We start from the raw sequence: 14,683 nt of genomic DNA on the forward strand, positions 1-14,683 counted from the left end.
TATTACCTTCCATAAAACTTTAAATACTTTTCAATATTTGATTTTATATATTCAGCGCTGTGATTTCCAGGGAATATATGATTCTCAGAACTTACACCTTTTTCTTTCAATATCTTATGCAAAATTAAAGAACCTTCATAAAATCTACCTTCATCTCTGTCTCCAGCATCAAGATATATATAAGTATCCGATAAAATATTATTATTTCTTGCAATATATATAGGATCATATTTTTCCCATAGATCCATATCTTTATAGTAAGCTTTGTCTTCATCTTCAAGTTTTAGTTCTAAAGCAGGCATATGCCCTCCTATTTTTGAAAACATATTTTCATATCTTAATCCATTATGAAGAGCTATATATCCACCAGCAGATACCCCTCCTATATATCTTCCTTTTCTATCTTTTATAGTATTAAATTTTTTATCAATTAAAGGTATTACTTCTTTTATAAAGTAATCTTCATACATTCCTAAATTTATGATTCTATTATTATCTTTAGACTGAGTTACCTCCTTGCAAACTAAAGATGAGTTAATACCTCTACTATTTTCAATTCTTGGACATACAATTATCATAGGCTTAATCTGTCCTTCTTTTATCATTTTATCTGCTTTGGTATTTATATCTATTTGAAACATTAAATTTTCATTTCCACTTCTTCCATGTAAAAAATATAATACAGGAAGACTAGTTAAATTATTATAGTCTCTAGGCAAATAGACTGTCATTTGCATTTCTTTGCTAAGTTTATTACTGTAAAAACTTATTTTCTCTACTTTTGATTTATTCATTTTATATCACCTCATAAGTATATATAGTACAGCATGCCTTACACTAACTTGAATTCATATATTTATAATATCATTGTTAATCATATTTATCATGAATAATATTGCTTTTTATTATCACTATTTTGCTATTAAATCAATTATTTAAAAAGCCGTTACCTAAAATTTTTCTAAGTAACAGCTTTTCACTCTTTTTTCTTATAAATATTCTTTTTTAAACTAAAGTTTAATTTTAGCATGTTTTACTGTCTTTATATATTCTTATAATATATGCTATCAAATCAACAATTGCAATTCCTGAAGATATAGCAACTGATTTAATTATAGTAATATTTAATCCTTTCACAAAATGTCCTATAATAGAAAAGGCTAAAACTACAAAAACAAATTTAAATAAAACTTCTTTTATAGAATTGCTCATAATAAATCCCCCTCATTAATATTTTTATAATTTATAAGACTATCTCTCTTTTGAACTTTCTAGGGGTTCTCCTTATACGTAGATATATAAAACTGATTGAAAATCCAGTAATAAAACCTCCAACAATTGCTATACCAATCCATTCAGTAATACCACTTAAAATACTATTATAAAAGAAACTTTTTAAATTACTAAAGTAAAATTCATCTTTATAGTTTGAACTATATATAAAATTCATGCTTGATTGGCCTATAAAAATAAGTTTAATAGCAATAAATACATAATATGAAATAACTGCACTACTCCATGTTAACACATTTGCCAAAGCAGCTTTAATTCTTGATTTAGAAACTTTTGCTTCATGTAAAACAATAGGTATAATTGGAATTAACCAAATTCCCCATGCTAGAATAAACCACATAGGAACTGAAGTTATCATTCCTTGAACAAACTCTTGATAATATTCGTCAAGAACTCCAAATGCTACTCCTATTATAGTATAAATAAGCCAACGTTTTTTCATAAAACCATGTCCTTTCTTCTAAGCATTACAAGATAATTTATGTTAACCTTAAATTTTCTCTTCTCTTTCTATGTAACAAATCATATTTAACTCTAATTTATTTAGAAGAATAAATACGCTCTTTAACCCATTTTGTAAAAAAGTCTAATTGTTCATTAGTATGAAAATAATGTTCTCCACCTTCTAAAACTTTCAAATCACAATTAAAATCCTTAGAAAATTTGGATATTATATCAAACTCACATAAAGTATCTTCTGATCCATAAAGAATTGAAGTATTGCTATCCCAAGAAGTTATAGGATGTCTTTTTACATAGCAATAATAGTCCCAGTAAAGTGTTTCTCCAAAAGGCGTTGGAATTTCTTTTTCATCTTTAAGTTTCTCCTCACTTACACTAAAGCTTGTCATCATATAATCTATTATGCGCTCCATATTTACAACTGGTGATAGAAAAATAGATTGATTAAGAGGTTTGTCCATATATGCAATTAAACTAAAATATGCCCCCATACTACAAGCAAACAAGCTTATGTTATTTGTTAAGTTCTCCCCATATTCCATTATAGTATTAAGATCTTTAACGCAATTTTGAACCTTACAAGGATAGTTTTCACTTTTACGATCTCCATGCTTTGGTAAATCAAAACTAAGAACTTGATATCCAAATTTTATTGCTTCTTTTGCAAATATCTCAATAGGTTTATCTTCTTTATTTGACATATTACCATGAACAGCTATAAAAAGCTTATCTGATTTTTCTCCCCATAAAACTACTGGTATATTTTTTATGTTTAAACTTTGTTTTTTCATATACTCTTCCTCCGTAAGATATCTTAATTTATAGTTTTTTAACTTTATTCACAATGAGATTATAACCTTAGTTTCATGATTTATCTAGCTCTTAAATAATTCTGTAATAAGTTGTCCTTGTTCCTCTTTACACCTTCTATGGTTAAATTTACATTGTATTCTTATATTATACTATTAGTATACCATATAAAAACCGCTACCTAGCCCCATACTAAGTAACGGTTTTTTAAATTAAATATTTTCAATGTTTCCTTATATATTTATCATAATTCCCCTAAATCTTATTTTACTAATCTACTTATTATTATAATGACAACTTGAATACCTAAAACAATTTCAAAGGCCATTATAAAATAAGGATAAGCTAACATATCTATAAAAACTGAGTTATTTATTACAAAGTAAACTAAAATTCCTGATATTAAACCTAAAGCTATTTGTATAATATGAAATTTATCTTTTCCCTTTTTAATAGCTAAGAACAATAAAAAAGCTAAAAGTATACATATAGCAACAGCTACAATGCTTTGAATTGTTAGATTACTTTGAGAATATATCCCTTGTTCATATTCATATCTTTTATAATAAACATGGTGCATTACACCAGCTTTTGTGTCTGTTAAGCTGTTTAATACAAAGGCAGAAGTTATTAGTAATATTTGTACTATTACTGCAAAAATATAAATTATTTTCTTTACTATTTTATTTTTCATAAGCTTTATTTTTTCTTAGGATCTCCAGTTTCTACAGGGTTTTTAGGATCATTACTCCAACCAATCCATCCATCACTATATAATGATGTATTTTCAAGTCCCATAACATTTGAATAAGTTAATACTTCTGCAGCACGCCAGCCACTTCCACACATAAATGCAAGGTGTTTATTTGTATCTATTCCTTGACTTTTCCATAAAGCTAATATTTCATCTTTATTTCTCATAGTTTTATCTATATTACGGTAATAATCTAAAGAATAAGAATCACCTTTTCCAGCATAACCATATACAGATCCAGGAATACGTCCTTTTTTCTTATGATAACTATATCCTGTGATTTTTCCTATATGTTCATCCCAAGTACGGTTATCTACAAGTGTGTATTCATTTGGTTTACTTAATCCTACTTTTGCTTCTTCTATAGTATCTATTAAATCTCCATTAACAGGTATTTTAGCGCCGAAATCTTTTACTTTAGTAGCTTTATGGCTTTCAGTTTCAGCTTTATATCCTGCTAATTTCCAAGCAGTTAAGCCACCATTTAGAACTCTTACATCTTCTACTCCCATATAACGAAGTATTACTGCTAATCTATAAGCTGCCATAGGTTCTTCACCAGTTACTATTACAGCATCATCCTTTGTAAATCCATAATCTTTAGCAAATTTAGTAAGTTTATCGTCACTTGCTAACATCCATTGTGGTGGATTTTTAGTTGGAGGTTCTATAATATCTGTATTTACATGGAAACTTGTTGGAACATGCCCCTTTGCATAAGATGTTTTTTCTTCTCCCCAACTTACTTCTACTATTTTAACTTTTTTGTCCTTTTTAAATGTTTCCGGTGTTTTACCATCTATAACATCTTTAACTACTTTAGCAGGTACTATCATTTGATAGTCATCATATTTTTTCATTGGAAGACTTTCATCTTTAGCCCACTCTTTCACATCGTATGTATATAGATTTTTAAATCCTTTATCACTTAAATATTTAGCTACTTCTTTAGAATCTTTTCCATTAGCATCATATAATACTATATTTTTATCTGAAGTAATCTTTTTAGTTTTAAGAGCTTCGTCTAAAGTTTTATCTTTGTTTTCAGCTTTTACTTTTAACCAATTAGCTGAGAAATCTACAGCACCTTCAATATGTCCGCCTCTTTTTACGCCGTCTAATTTCCATCCATTAAAAGCATCATTAATTCTTGTATCTACTATAACATAAGAGCTATCTTTCATTTTATCCTTAACTTTATCTGTAGAAATTGTTTGTATTGATACGTTTTCTTTTTCTGTCTTTTTAGCATCTTTTTTTGAGCAAGCAGAAAAAGTAAGTAATCCTGTTATTAAAACTACAGCTAAACAAATGGACTTTTTAGTTATCTTCATAAGTTTTTATCCCCCTATTAATATTATATAATATAAAATTTCGCATAAATTTCTTTTATATAATACCATATGACAAATTACTCAGGATGCTTTATACAAAAAAGCTATAGTTAAACATTTAACTATAACTTTTATTTATAACAAAAATATGTTTTATATACTATTTTTAGGTAATCTAATATTTATTGATATCACATCTTTATTGGATTTAGCCCAAATTTGTCCATTATGAAGATCTACTATCTTTTTACAAATTGCTAATCCAATACCTGAACCTTCAATATTATTTGATCTGGAAACATCCACTCTATAAAATTTTTCAAACATTTTGTTGAGTTTATTCTGTTCTAAATGCACTCCTTTATTAGATATAGAAATAAAAATATTATCATCTTTACCTTCTGCTTTAACAACTATATCTGATGGTTTTAAACTATATTTTTCTGCATTACTTAAAATATTATCAAAAACTCTTATCATTTTTTCAATATCGATTTTAACAGGAAGCTTTTCATCTGAAATATCAGTTACTACTCTTAACCCTTTGCTTTCAGCTATAGGGCTATATTCTCCTAACATTTGAATAAGTATATCTCCTAAATCCACCTTTTGAAAATCTAAGGATATATTACTGTTTGATAACTTTGTATAATCAAATAATTCATCAATTAATTTCTTTAATTTTATAGAAAGATTATAAGTTGAATTTAAATAGTCTTTTTTTTCTTCCTTATTATTAAATTTTTCTTTTATCAATATATCTAAATATCCTATAATTGAAGTTAGAGGTGTTCTTAAATCATGAGAAACATTAGTTATTAATTCAGTTTTAGTATCTTCTAGTTCTCTTTCACGATCAAACTTATCTTTTAATTCCTTAGACATAAAGTTGATAGATTTACAAAGTTCTGCAATTTCATCATTACCCTTAACTTTCAAAGTAGCTCCTAATTCTTCATTAGCAATTTTATTCACCTGTTTTGAAATATATTTTATATAATTAATCTTCTTCTTAACTAAGACTAAAAAAACAATAACAAATACTACTATTGAAGATGTAGGTAATATAAAATTAAACATGTTAATATAAAATGGATTTAAAAATTTCATTTTACTTATATAATTTACAATAACATATTGGGAAATAGCTGCCATAAGAATAAGGGAAGCAAAAAAACTTATAGCAACAGCTATTACAAGCTGAATACTTAATCTACTTGATATTATTTTCTTTCTCATATTTTATACCCTACTCCCCATACTGTTTTAATATATATAGGCTTTTTAGGATTTTCTTCTATCTTTTCTCTTATCTTTGTTATATGAACCATTATAGTATTATCTGATCTATAAAATTCTTCTTTCCAAACTCTTTCATATATCTTTTGTATACTAAAAACCATTCCCTTATTTCTTGCAAGAAGCTCTAATATATCAAATTCTTTAGGAGTTAATCTAACATCTTTATCTCCTACAGCTACTTCTCTAGTATCAGTATTTATACTTAAATTCCCTATTTCAATTATATTTTTAGATGCATTTTGTACAACAGAATATCTAGTATATCTTCTAAGTTGGGACTTAATCCTTGCAATAAGCTCCATTGCATTAAAAGGTTTTGTAATATAATCATCTGCTCCTGAAGTTAATCCTTGAATTTTATCTAAATCCTCTGATTTTGCGGACAAAAAAATTATAGGCATCATATTTGTTTCTCTAATTTTCATACATGTTTCTATTCCATCAATACCAGGCATCATAATATCCAATAATACAAGATCAATTTTCTTTTCAGAAATAATCTTTAACGCCTCTTCTCCATTTTCTGCTTTTAAAACCTTATACCCCTCATTTTCTAGATATATTCCTGTAACCTTTCTTATTTCCCTATCATCATCAACTATTAATATTTTAAAGCTCATAAACTGCTCCTTTCATCTACGAATTTTCACACTTGAAAACATACGCCGGTGGTACATTTAAAACTACTCTATTTAATTCTATTTTACTGAAATACTTTTCAATAAATTGCTTTTTAACTAGTGTATACTGAAATGTTATAAACTTGCCCTTCTTTTTTAATATGTTCCTTGTATTATTTAATATTCTAGTGGAAATATCCTTTGGTAAACTTGCAAAAGGTAACCCTGAAACTACATAGTCTACATTTTTAATATTATATTTTTCTAAATGTTTGTCTACATTTTCAGCAGAATCATTTATTATTACAATGTTACCATATATATTATATCTATTTTTTAGTTCTTCACAAAATTTTATATTGTATTCAATTAATACTAACAAAGTATCTTCTTTTTTTCTTTTAACTAACTTGTCTGTAAAAACACCTGTACCTGGACCATACTCAACTATACACTTTGCATTATCAAAATCTATATCATTAACCATCCTCTCTGCTAGTCTTTGTGAACTTGGTGCTACAGCACCTATAGTTTTTGGTGATTTAAAATACTCAATTAAAAACTTCACTATATTCATATTAAAATCTCCTTTTTATTAAGCTATAATTTTTATATTTATACATCTAGCTTATCTATACAACCTTTTGCTGTTTTTTCCATAAGTAAGAAGAATATATACCTATCATAATTATAGCTGCTCCAACCATTATAGTAGTATTAGTAGATGCTAAAGCGCTATTACCAAGAAAAACATATAACATCATCATTGGAATATTTGAAATTAATACAATTAAAATAAACCTTCCATAATTTAATCCTGTAGAGCTAGCTAAAAAACATATCACATCTGAAGGAGCTATTGGACATAAAACACCTAAAGTTAAAATTTTACTATTATTTTTTAATAAAGCTTCATATATTCTAGGATATTTAACTACAAAATAGTTTTGCATATCAGAAGTAACAAAAATTTTAGATACTATATAAACAATAGATTCGCTAAATAAGATAGAAAGAAGTGTAAGAATAACTCCATCTACAGGATTAAATATCATCCCTCCTAAAATCATAAATACAGAACTAGGAATTAGTGTAACTACTCTTATAGACGCTACTGCTAAAAATATTAATTTTTTATAATCACTACTCATAAAAAGAATCTCATTTAAATTATCTATATCTCCAGTTAGAATCTCAAATCTAAACAATATATATATTAATGTTATCCACACAAATATCACTAAAAACTTACTTATTTTTTTCATAATAAATTCCTCCTTAACTTAATCTACAATTATGATTTTACAGAGAAATTATTAAATACTTACACAGAAAAATATTAAGATTTCTTAATAAATCATAATACTTTTGTAAACATATAAGTAAGCCCAAAATTTTACACACTAATAATTTAAAATTTTGGTTACTAAAATCCAGTATATAAAAACCTAAAACCATTACTCCTACATATCCATACAAATATCCCTTGAAAAACTAAGGATAAACACCCACCAGCTTAGCTATAGCTGTTGTTTTTTCTAAAACAGATAATAAAAATTAGAGCCTTATTTAAAATAAAGCTCTAATTTTAATTATTATATTTATTTTTATCTTTTAAAATTTCATTCTTTTTAATAAGTAATTTTTTATTCATCATATAAGTATATGCATACAAATAATAAGTAAATCCAAGGCCTAATATTTCAGCTACTATAAATATTAAAAACACTCTCATTGAGAAAAAACGTGAATTTTTAAAAACTGAATCAAATATCGCTGGGCTAACTGATATTAATCCTATAGTAATAAATACTACAAAAAATATAAATTTCACATTTATTTTCTTTTTACTATATAAATACATAAACCAAGCTCTAGAAATAAATCCTATTAATACACCAATGGCTACGTCTCTTAGTAAAATCATCACATTTTGAAAACTTAAATAATCAACACAAACTTCTATAAAACCTATTATAAATCCAATAATTCCTGAAACAAATAATACAAAAAACAAATCTCTGCTATCTTTTTTCATAATACCACCTCTAAAACCCAAGAAAATTTTTAAATTCTTTAGCGTAACTTCTAGATACATAAATCTCTTCATCAGAGTCTTCCATTTTTAATAACAACTTTCCATTAAACCAAGGAATAATTTCTTTTGCTTTTACTATATTTACAATGAATCCTTTGCTCACTCTTATAAATCCCTTTTGTCTTAAATTTTCTTCTAACTCATACAATTTTTCTTTAATCTTATATTTTTTATCTTTTGTAAAACAAAACACATCATTCCCTATGCCTTCAAAATATAAAATATTATCATAAGTAATAACGGCATAATTATTATTATACCTACCCATAATAATGTTTTTTGAATAGTTTTCTGGTCTAACTAAATCATCTAAAAACTCCATTAAAATGTTTAATGTATCCATATCAAAATAAATTCCTATTTTCCCTTTTGGCATAGGATATTTTTTTTCAATAATACAAATATCTGAATCATTAGTTATTTTTATATTTCTATTTCTAATTATTTCTTCAATAGCTTTTCTTATGTTTTCCGAACAAATCAAAACAACTTTCATAAGCTTACCTCTACTATTTTTAATTATATATACATATTACCTAAAAATACAGTATTTTTATATCTCTGGCATAAACCTTGGTAATATAATCGATGCCAAAATAGGTATTATTATCAAAATCGGAGAAATTATAGAAAGAAAATCCTTTTTAAAGCATGAAAGAATAGTATTTATTAAATATGTTACTCCAAATATTTTACTAATTATAATATTCATTTCTATAAATAGTGGAGAATCCTTAATTGCCTTATAATCTTTTTTAGATATATCCATTGTAAAAGGCCTATACATTTTTATAGAAACAAAAGACATAGCTGCCATTACCCCATAAGAAGTTATATATCTTTCCTTTAAAATACCCTCTATATTAAAATTAAAATATAAAATGTTTATAATTGCAAGATAAATAAACACTACTTTTACCATAATACCTACATCTTTTTTTAATCCTTTTATAATTAATAAGATAAATGAAGAAATAAATGCCCCTAATATACCCTTATGATTTGGCATACTCCAAAGAAATATTAATGGAATAAAATCAACAAACCCTCTTAAACTAATCACTAATCCTTTCTTCATAATTTATTTATCCTCTATTTTTGATATTATTTTTTTATGAGATTCTATCATTAAATTTATCATATTTTTATCAATATTTTTTCTAACTTTTTCTTTTTTAAAAAAATATCTTGTAAATGCATATTTTATCTTATCTTTTAATGTTAAATAATCAAAAATATTATTTTCTTTATAATATTTATAATCACCTAAAAATATAGGACCTAAATCACCAGCTATAGCATCTCTAAATATTTTTTGTGCACTAACTCCTAAAAAGTTTTTAGCTCTAAAATAATTATTTTCTGAGTAATAAGAGCCTAGTTTAGCAAAAGCATAAATACCATCATCTATAGCTTCATTATTTTTGCTTTCATCTGTAACAAAACCAATTAAATTTGAATCAGCCTCAGCATAAACTTCTAAAATTTGCTTTAAATTAGAAACTTCACTTAAATTTCCTGAAATCATATATCCTATTTGCTTTCCTCTAAATGCCGGAATATGAGTATAACAAAAACTTCTATCATAAAATAGTTTAAATAACGAGGATAAATACCTGTCTTTAATAGTTCCTGCATAAATAATAATATCTGCATTTTCTATTAAATAGTCTGTAAATTTTCTATAATCATCCTTATCATGATAAACACAAATGTTTTCTTTAGCACATTTACAACATCCTAAGCAATGACCCAATATTTTTATATCATTTAAGTTTAAAACTTCTACTTTATTTGAAAAACAGCTTACATATTTTTTAATCATTTCTTTTATATTTAAATCTTCTTTCTTTGCATCTGTAACAATCATAATCTTTTTATCTATACTAATCTTTTCTTTTAGAATTTTGCTATTATATTTAAACTTGTTTTCACTAATATTTTTGTGTTGTTTTTGAGGATTTAAACCTTCTTTTATAGAAAATAATAAATTATTAAAGAATAACAAAAGTTCCTTTTGCCCCTTTTCATGTAATAAATCGTTCATTTCATGGGATAAACATTCTATATAACGCATATTTAAATCATCACATATTCCATGGATATATTCATGAGCTGTAACATCATAATAATGAATTGATGTAGAAAAAGCACTAGTATATTTACCTTTAAAATAATCCATACATCCTCTTTCAAAAATTAGTTCTATAAACCTTTTATAATATGAAGGCACTAATAAATGATATACTGGAAAGCCCCAAATTACACCATCTGCATTTTTTATTTTTTCACATATATCAATTAAGCAACTTAAATCTTTTTCACATTTTTTTATTTCTTTTACTATGTGAATATATTCAAAGCTATGTTCCTTAAAATTTTTTTCAATATATTTCATAGATTGCATTGTAACACTTATTTCTGATTTTGGACTACCATTTAAAATTATAAAATTCATTTTACTTCCCCCTCTTTTATATACATTAACACAAATATAACCATATTTACTAAATTAAAACTTATATAACAATCTGACTTTTATATTAACTATTTCAAACTAAAGTACTTTTGATTAAATAAAACCAGATATCGTATTCTATTTTTATATTAATTAAGACAAATGTACCTCTATTAGATTTAATAAAAAGTTATAGAATATCCTTTGATTTTTATTAGCTAATATAAATTCAACTCTTTTTAATTAAATAAAACCTAACGTAATATCATCTCTTTACTTAACACAATTTCCCTTCTCTTAAATTTAATATAAATATATCAGAAAAATTTATAATAATCCTCACTTTTTAAATAAGATGCATCCTGCCATTTATAAGATGCATTATTTAATATAAATAATTCAGAGAAAATAAAAATTTATAACTACCTTAATAAAAAAGCCGCTACCTAGAAACTCTAAGTAACAGCTATCCTTTAAAATTTACTTCTCCATCTTAAATTTTGAAATTTCTTCTTTTAATCTTTCTGCACTTTCCTTTGACTTTGAAACCTGATTTAAAACATTACTAGATTTATCAGTAACTGAAACTACTCTACTAGCAATTTCTGTAGTTCCTCCAGCACCTTCACTTGCTGCTGCGGCTACCCCATCTATTGTTTTTAATACTCCTTTTACTGATGCCAAAAGTTCTTCTGATGTAGCACTAAAATCTGTTACCAGCTTATCTATAAATCCAGCATCTTCACTATATTCTTCTGCAACTTGAAGCATAGAATTATAATCTGAATCTACATCTTTATATATAAAATTCAAAAGATTATTTGCATTTTCTGTAAGATTAGCAACAGATTCTGTAACCTTACTTGTTATACCTTGAATTTCTACTACTGTATCTTTAGATTTTTCTGCAAGCTTTCTTATTTCTTCTGCCACCACTGAAAATCCTTTACCTGCCTCTCCTGCTCTTGCAGCCTCAATTGCTGCATTAAGTGCAAGAAGGTTAGTTTGTGATGTTATTTGCATTATAGATTCAGAAAGTACATTTATTTCTTCAACAACCTTAGATGATTCTATAGCTTTTTCAAGACCCCTTCTGGTATTCCCAAGAATTTCATAAGTTTTTTCTTGAGCAGCTCGTACCTTTTGTTTTGTAGTTTCTGCTCTATTATTTATTTTCCCTGCTTTAATTTCGCCTTCTTGTGATTTTTCTGCAATAGAATTTATAGCACCTTCTATTTCTTGTGATGCTAAAGCCATTTCCTCCGCTGAAGCTGCAGTTTCCTCCATATTTGCAGACAATTCTTCTGTAGCTTTTGAAACACCTTCTACATCATTATTTAAATCACTCATCCTATGATTTATAGCATTAACAATATTTTCAATTGAATTACCTTCATTTTTTACATTTTTTATTAATTCTTTAATATATTTTTCCATAAGACTTGTACTTTTAGCAAGTTCTCCTATTTCATCTTTACGCTTTATAAACTCTTCATCTGTCTTATATGAAAAGTTTCCTTCTGCAAGTAATTCAAAATATTGAACACAAAGCCCTAATGGTTCCGTTATATTTTTTGATATAACCCTAGTAACTATACCAGCAATGATTATAGAAAATATTAATATTCCTAAAAATAAAACCATCGTTCTTTTGTAATTTACCTGATTTTCATTATAAACTTCATCTGCATATTTCATATTATGCTTAGTTAAAATTTCTAAACTATTATGTAGTTTTTTAGCTGTATCCTCTAAGGTAACACATTTATTCATAGCTTCCTTTTGGTTTCCTTGTAGTGAAGCTTTTAAAACATCCTCTATTTTTTTTGAATAAATTTTAATATCTTCTCCCATTGAAGAAATAACATTTTTTTCTTCTTGATCAATAACTGTCTTTTGATACTTTCTAAAATTCTCTTTAAATATTTCCTTTCTATTTTTTATATCCTTCAACTTTTCTTTTTGCTTGTGAGATTTACCAGTATAAATTATTATATAATTTATATCTCCTTCAATTGCTCTAATCTGAATTCTACTATTATTTAAATACTCAGTTGACAGTAAACAATCTTCATAAATAGATTTCATATTTTTATTACCACTTGAAGAATTTTGATAACCCATAATAGCTATTGAAGACATCAAAATAAACATTATTACTGATAAAAGAAATATTTTTGTTTTAACTTTTAAATTATTTAGCATTCTAGCATCCCCCCAAATTATGTCTTAATATTATAATTTCAAACTAAGATCTACTTTAAATTCATATCATAATTTTTTATATTATTTAATGTTGTTTATTTTAAAGTTAATTGAATTTGATTATCATTATCATTACATTTGAAATTGTACCACATTATACCTTTTTAGTCAATTATATTACTCTATTCTACATTTTGCCTTAAAGTAATCACTAGATTTTATATACTATTTCTCTTAAATAAAAATATATATCAAAATCTAAATATTAATCTTTAAAAATAAAGCCGCTACCTAGAAATACTCCTAAATAACGGCTATCCTTTAAACTTCATTTTTAATAATTTCATTTATAAAAACCAGAAACTCTATTTACCATTTAAATATATCTTTTTATAAAAAACCTCAATTTAAATATAATCTTTATAAAATTCCCAATGTTTTAACTTAACTTTAGTAATTGTTTTACCTTATTTAGTTAAGATTTTTAACAATTAAGCACTTAATTTTAAAACAAAAATTAATTAGTAATTTCCTTAATATAAGAATCATATTTCTTTAAATATTTGCCATAATCTGTATCTTTAATAATCTTTATTCCAAGTTCCATTGGACTCTGTAGTCTTTTTAGTATTTCATCTTTTTCTCTATTACTTGCTACAGGATTCATTGTCATAATCACACCATCTACAACACTATCAAACATATTGATTGGCATAGCTACTCCTAATTCTCCTTTAAAACATTTACTGTATTTCCTTGCCCCTTCACACATTAATGATACATTAAGGTCATTTTTATAGAAAGGTTTTGCTACAAGATCAGAACACATTCCTTGATTCCCTAATGTTCTTATATTTTTAGGCATGCCAAATTTATATCCATAACCTTGAAGTATTCTCATTATATCTGCTGCATAGCTTATAACTATAACAATATCACAATCTTCCATAAGATTTAACGGACCTACAACTACTCCATAAGCATCATGTTTAAGATAACACATCTCTTCTGTTATACTTCTAGCTATAGTTTGGCTTTCATATAAACCTGCTGCATCATAACTATTGCCGGAAGCTATACTATTATGTGGTTTTATAATACCTAATGCATAAGCTCCATATTCACAGAAAAAGTTTTCCTCTTTTGCTTTAAACAAATCCCCTTCATTTGCCCTTTTTACCATGTTACAAAAGGTTATTCTCTTTTCTAAATTATCTATTTCTAGTTTATCAAATTGATCTTTATAATTTATAATCTTTACTCCAACTATTTTTCTTTCAAGCCCTAAGCATTTACTTAATCTATTTACACTTGAATTTTTCATAAATACACCTCCTATTGTCCATA

At 25.8% G+C, this 14,683-nt stretch carries 16 protein-coding genes; all 16 read right to left on the bottom strand.

The window, feature by feature from the left end:
- Window positions 1–2: 2 nt before the first annotated feature.
- Window positions 3–794 carry an alpha/beta hydrolase gene (locus ABDZ71_RS12340; RefSeq protein WP_343761955.1) on the bottom strand — a complete coding sequence of 264 codons (792 nt, stop codon included), beginning with the start codon at window positions 792–794 and terminating at the stop codon, window positions 3–5.
- Window positions 795–1,023: 229 nt separating this feature from the next.
- A complete protein-coding gene (locus tag ABDZ71_RS12345) occupies window positions 1,024–1,212 on the bottom strand; it encodes a hypothetical protein (protein WP_343761956.1) in 189 nt (62 codons plus the stop codon).
- 31 nt (window positions 1,213–1,243) lie between these two features.
- Window positions 1,244–1,735, bottom strand: coding sequence for a hypothetical protein (locus tag ABDZ71_RS12350; protein WP_343761957.1), 492 nt, complete (start codon window positions 1,733–1,735; stop codon window positions 1,244–1,246).
- 97 nt (window positions 1,736–1,832) lie between these two features.
- Window positions 1,833–2,546, bottom strand: coding sequence for an alpha/beta hydrolase (locus ABDZ71_RS12355; protein WP_343761958.1), 714 nt, complete (start codon window positions 2,544–2,546; stop codon window positions 1,833–1,835).
- Window positions 2,547–2,827: 281 nt separating this feature from the next.
- On the bottom strand, window positions 2,828–3,259 hold the full coding sequence (locus ABDZ71_RS12360; RefSeq protein WP_343761959.1) for a hypothetical protein: 432 nt from the start codon (window positions 3,257–3,259) through the stop codon (window positions 2,828–2,830).
- A 5-nt stretch (window positions 3,260–3,264) separates the two neighbouring features.
- Window positions 3,265–4,653 (bottom strand): rhodanese-like domain-containing protein, encoded by a 1,389-nt coding sequence (locus ABDZ71_RS12365; protein WP_343761960.1) that lies wholly within the window; start codon window positions 4,651–4,653, stop codon window positions 3,265–3,267.
- A gap of 153 nt (window positions 4,654–4,806) precedes the next feature.
- The gene (locus tag ABDZ71_RS12370) at window positions 4,807–5,892 is read right to left on the bottom strand and encodes a HAMP domain-containing sensor histidine kinase (RefSeq protein ID WP_343761961.1); all 1,086 of its coding nucleotides are present in this window, start codon (window positions 5,890–5,892) and stop codon (window positions 4,807–4,809) included.
- The gene (locus ABDZ71_RS12375; protein WP_343761962.1) at window positions 5,889–6,575 is read right to left on the bottom strand and encodes a response regulator transcription factor; all 687 of its coding nucleotides are present in this window, start codon (window positions 6,573–6,575) and stop codon (window positions 5,889–5,891) included. The genes ABDZ71_RS12370 and ABDZ71_RS12375 overlap by 4 nt, the downstream gene beginning before the upstream one ends.
- Window positions 6,576–6,591: 16 nt before the next feature.
- Window positions 6,592–7,152, bottom strand: a complete 561-nt coding sequence (locus tag ABDZ71_RS12380; protein ID WP_343761963.1) for a class I SAM-dependent methyltransferase — start codon at window positions 7,150–7,152, stop codon at window positions 6,592–6,594.
- Between the two features lie 55 nt (window positions 7,153–7,207).
- Window positions 7,208–7,840, bottom strand: a complete 633-nt coding sequence (locus ABDZ71_RS12385; RefSeq protein WP_343761964.1) for a TVP38/TMEM64 family protein — start codon at window positions 7,838–7,840, stop codon at window positions 7,208–7,210.
- A gap of 323 nt (window positions 7,841–8,163) precedes the next feature.
- Window positions 8,164–8,613, bottom strand: a complete 450-nt coding sequence (locus ABDZ71_RS12390; protein WP_343761965.1) for a hypothetical protein — start codon at window positions 8,611–8,613, stop codon at window positions 8,164–8,166.
- 10 nt (window positions 8,614–8,623) lie between these two features.
- Entirely contained in the window at window positions 8,624–9,169 is a 546-nt protein-coding gene (locus ABDZ71_RS12395) for a LytTR family DNA-binding domain-containing protein (RefSeq protein WP_343761966.1), read from the bottom strand.
- Window positions 9,170–9,226: 57 nt separating this feature from the next.
- On the bottom strand, window positions 9,227–9,751 hold the full coding sequence (locus ABDZ71_RS12400) for a hypothetical protein (protein ID WP_343761967.1): 525 nt from the start codon (window positions 9,749–9,751) through the stop codon (window positions 9,227–9,229).
- A 3-nt stretch (window positions 9,752–9,754) separates the two neighbouring features.
- The gene (locus ABDZ71_RS12405; RefSeq protein WP_343761968.1) at window positions 9,755–11,131 is read right to left on the bottom strand and encodes an NAD(P)H-dependent oxidoreductase; all 1,377 of its coding nucleotides are present in this window, start codon (window positions 11,129–11,131) and stop codon (window positions 9,755–9,757) included.
- Between the two features lie 480 nt (window positions 11,132–11,611).
- Window positions 11,612–13,336 carry a methyl-accepting chemotaxis protein gene (locus ABDZ71_RS12410; RefSeq protein ID WP_343761969.1) on the bottom strand — a complete coding sequence of 575 codons (1,725 nt, stop codon included), beginning with the start codon at window positions 13,334–13,336 and terminating at the stop codon, window positions 11,612–11,614.
- A gap of 517 nt (window positions 13,337–13,853) precedes the next feature.
- Window positions 13,854–14,660: a DUF169 domain-containing protein gene (locus ABDZ71_RS12415; RefSeq protein WP_343761970.1), complete on the bottom strand. Its 807-nt coding sequence runs from the start codon at window positions 14,658–14,660 to the stop codon at window positions 13,854–13,856.
- Window positions 14,661–14,683: the final 23 nt, after the last annotated feature.

It is taken from the genome of Clostridium oceanicum (assembly GCF_039521385.1).
Lineage (GTDB): Bacteria > Bacillota > Clostridia > Clostridiales > Clostridiaceae > Clostridium_F > Clostridium_F oceanicum.

Coding starts and splice junctions, on each gene's coding strand:
- ABDZ71_RS12385 (WP_343761964.1), bottom strand. CDS start 7,840: ATGAAAAAAATAAGTAAGTTTTTAGTGATATTTGTGTGGATAACATTA.
- ABDZ71_RS12350 (WP_343761957.1), bottom strand. CDS start 1,735: ATGAAAAAACGTTGGCTTATTTATACTATAATAGGAGTAGCATTTGGA.
- ABDZ71_RS12390 (WP_343761965.1), bottom strand. CDS start 8,613: ATGAAAAAAGATAGCAGAGATTTGTTTTTTGTATTATTTGTTTCAGGA.
- ABDZ71_RS12365 (WP_343761960.1), bottom strand. CDS start 4,653: ATGAAGATAACTAAAAAGTCCATTTGTTTAGCTGTAGTTTTAATAACA.
- ABDZ71_RS12395 (WP_343761966.1), bottom strand. CDS start 9,169: ATGAAAGTTGTTTTGATTTGTTCGGAAAACATAAGAAAAGCTATTGAA.
- ABDZ71_RS12375 (WP_343761962.1), bottom strand. CDS start 6,575: ATGAGCTTTAAAATATTAATAGTTGATGATGATAGGGAAATAAGAAAG.
- ABDZ71_RS12340 (WP_343761955.1), bottom strand. CDS start 794: ATGAATAAATCAAAAGTAGAGAAAATAAGTTTTTACAGTAATAAACTT.
- ABDZ71_RS12380 (WP_343761963.1), bottom strand. CDS start 7,152: ATGAATATAGTGAAGTTTTTAATTGAGTATTTTAAATCACCAAAAACT.
- ABDZ71_RS12405 (WP_343761968.1), bottom strand. CDS start 11,131: ATGAATTTTATAATTTTAAATGGTAGTCCAAAATCAGAAATAAGTGTT.
- ABDZ71_RS12345 (WP_343761956.1), bottom strand. CDS start 1,212: ATGAGCAATTCTATAAAAGAAGTTTTATTTAAATTTGTTTTTGTAGTT.
- ABDZ71_RS12410 (WP_343761969.1), bottom strand. CDS start 13,336: ATGCTAAATAATTTAAAAGTTAAAACAAAAATATTTCTTTTATCAGTA.
- ABDZ71_RS12355 (WP_343761958.1), bottom strand. CDS start 2,546: ATGAAAAAACAAAGTTTAAACATAAAAAATATACCAGTAGTTTTATGG.
- ABDZ71_RS12360 (WP_343761959.1), bottom strand. CDS start 3,259: ATGAAAAATAAAATAGTAAAGAAAATAATTTATATTTTTGCAGTAATA.
- ABDZ71_RS12415 (WP_343761970.1), bottom strand. CDS start 14,660: ATGAAAAATTCAAGTGTAAATAGATTAAGTAAATGCTTAGGGCTTGAA.
- ABDZ71_RS12370 (WP_343761961.1), bottom strand. CDS start 5,892: ATGAGAAAGAAAATAATATCAAGTAGATTAAGTATTCAGCTTGTAATA.
- ABDZ71_RS12400 (WP_343761967.1), bottom strand. CDS start 9,751: ATGAAGAAAGGATTAGTGATTAGTTTAAGAGGGTTTGTTGATTTTATT.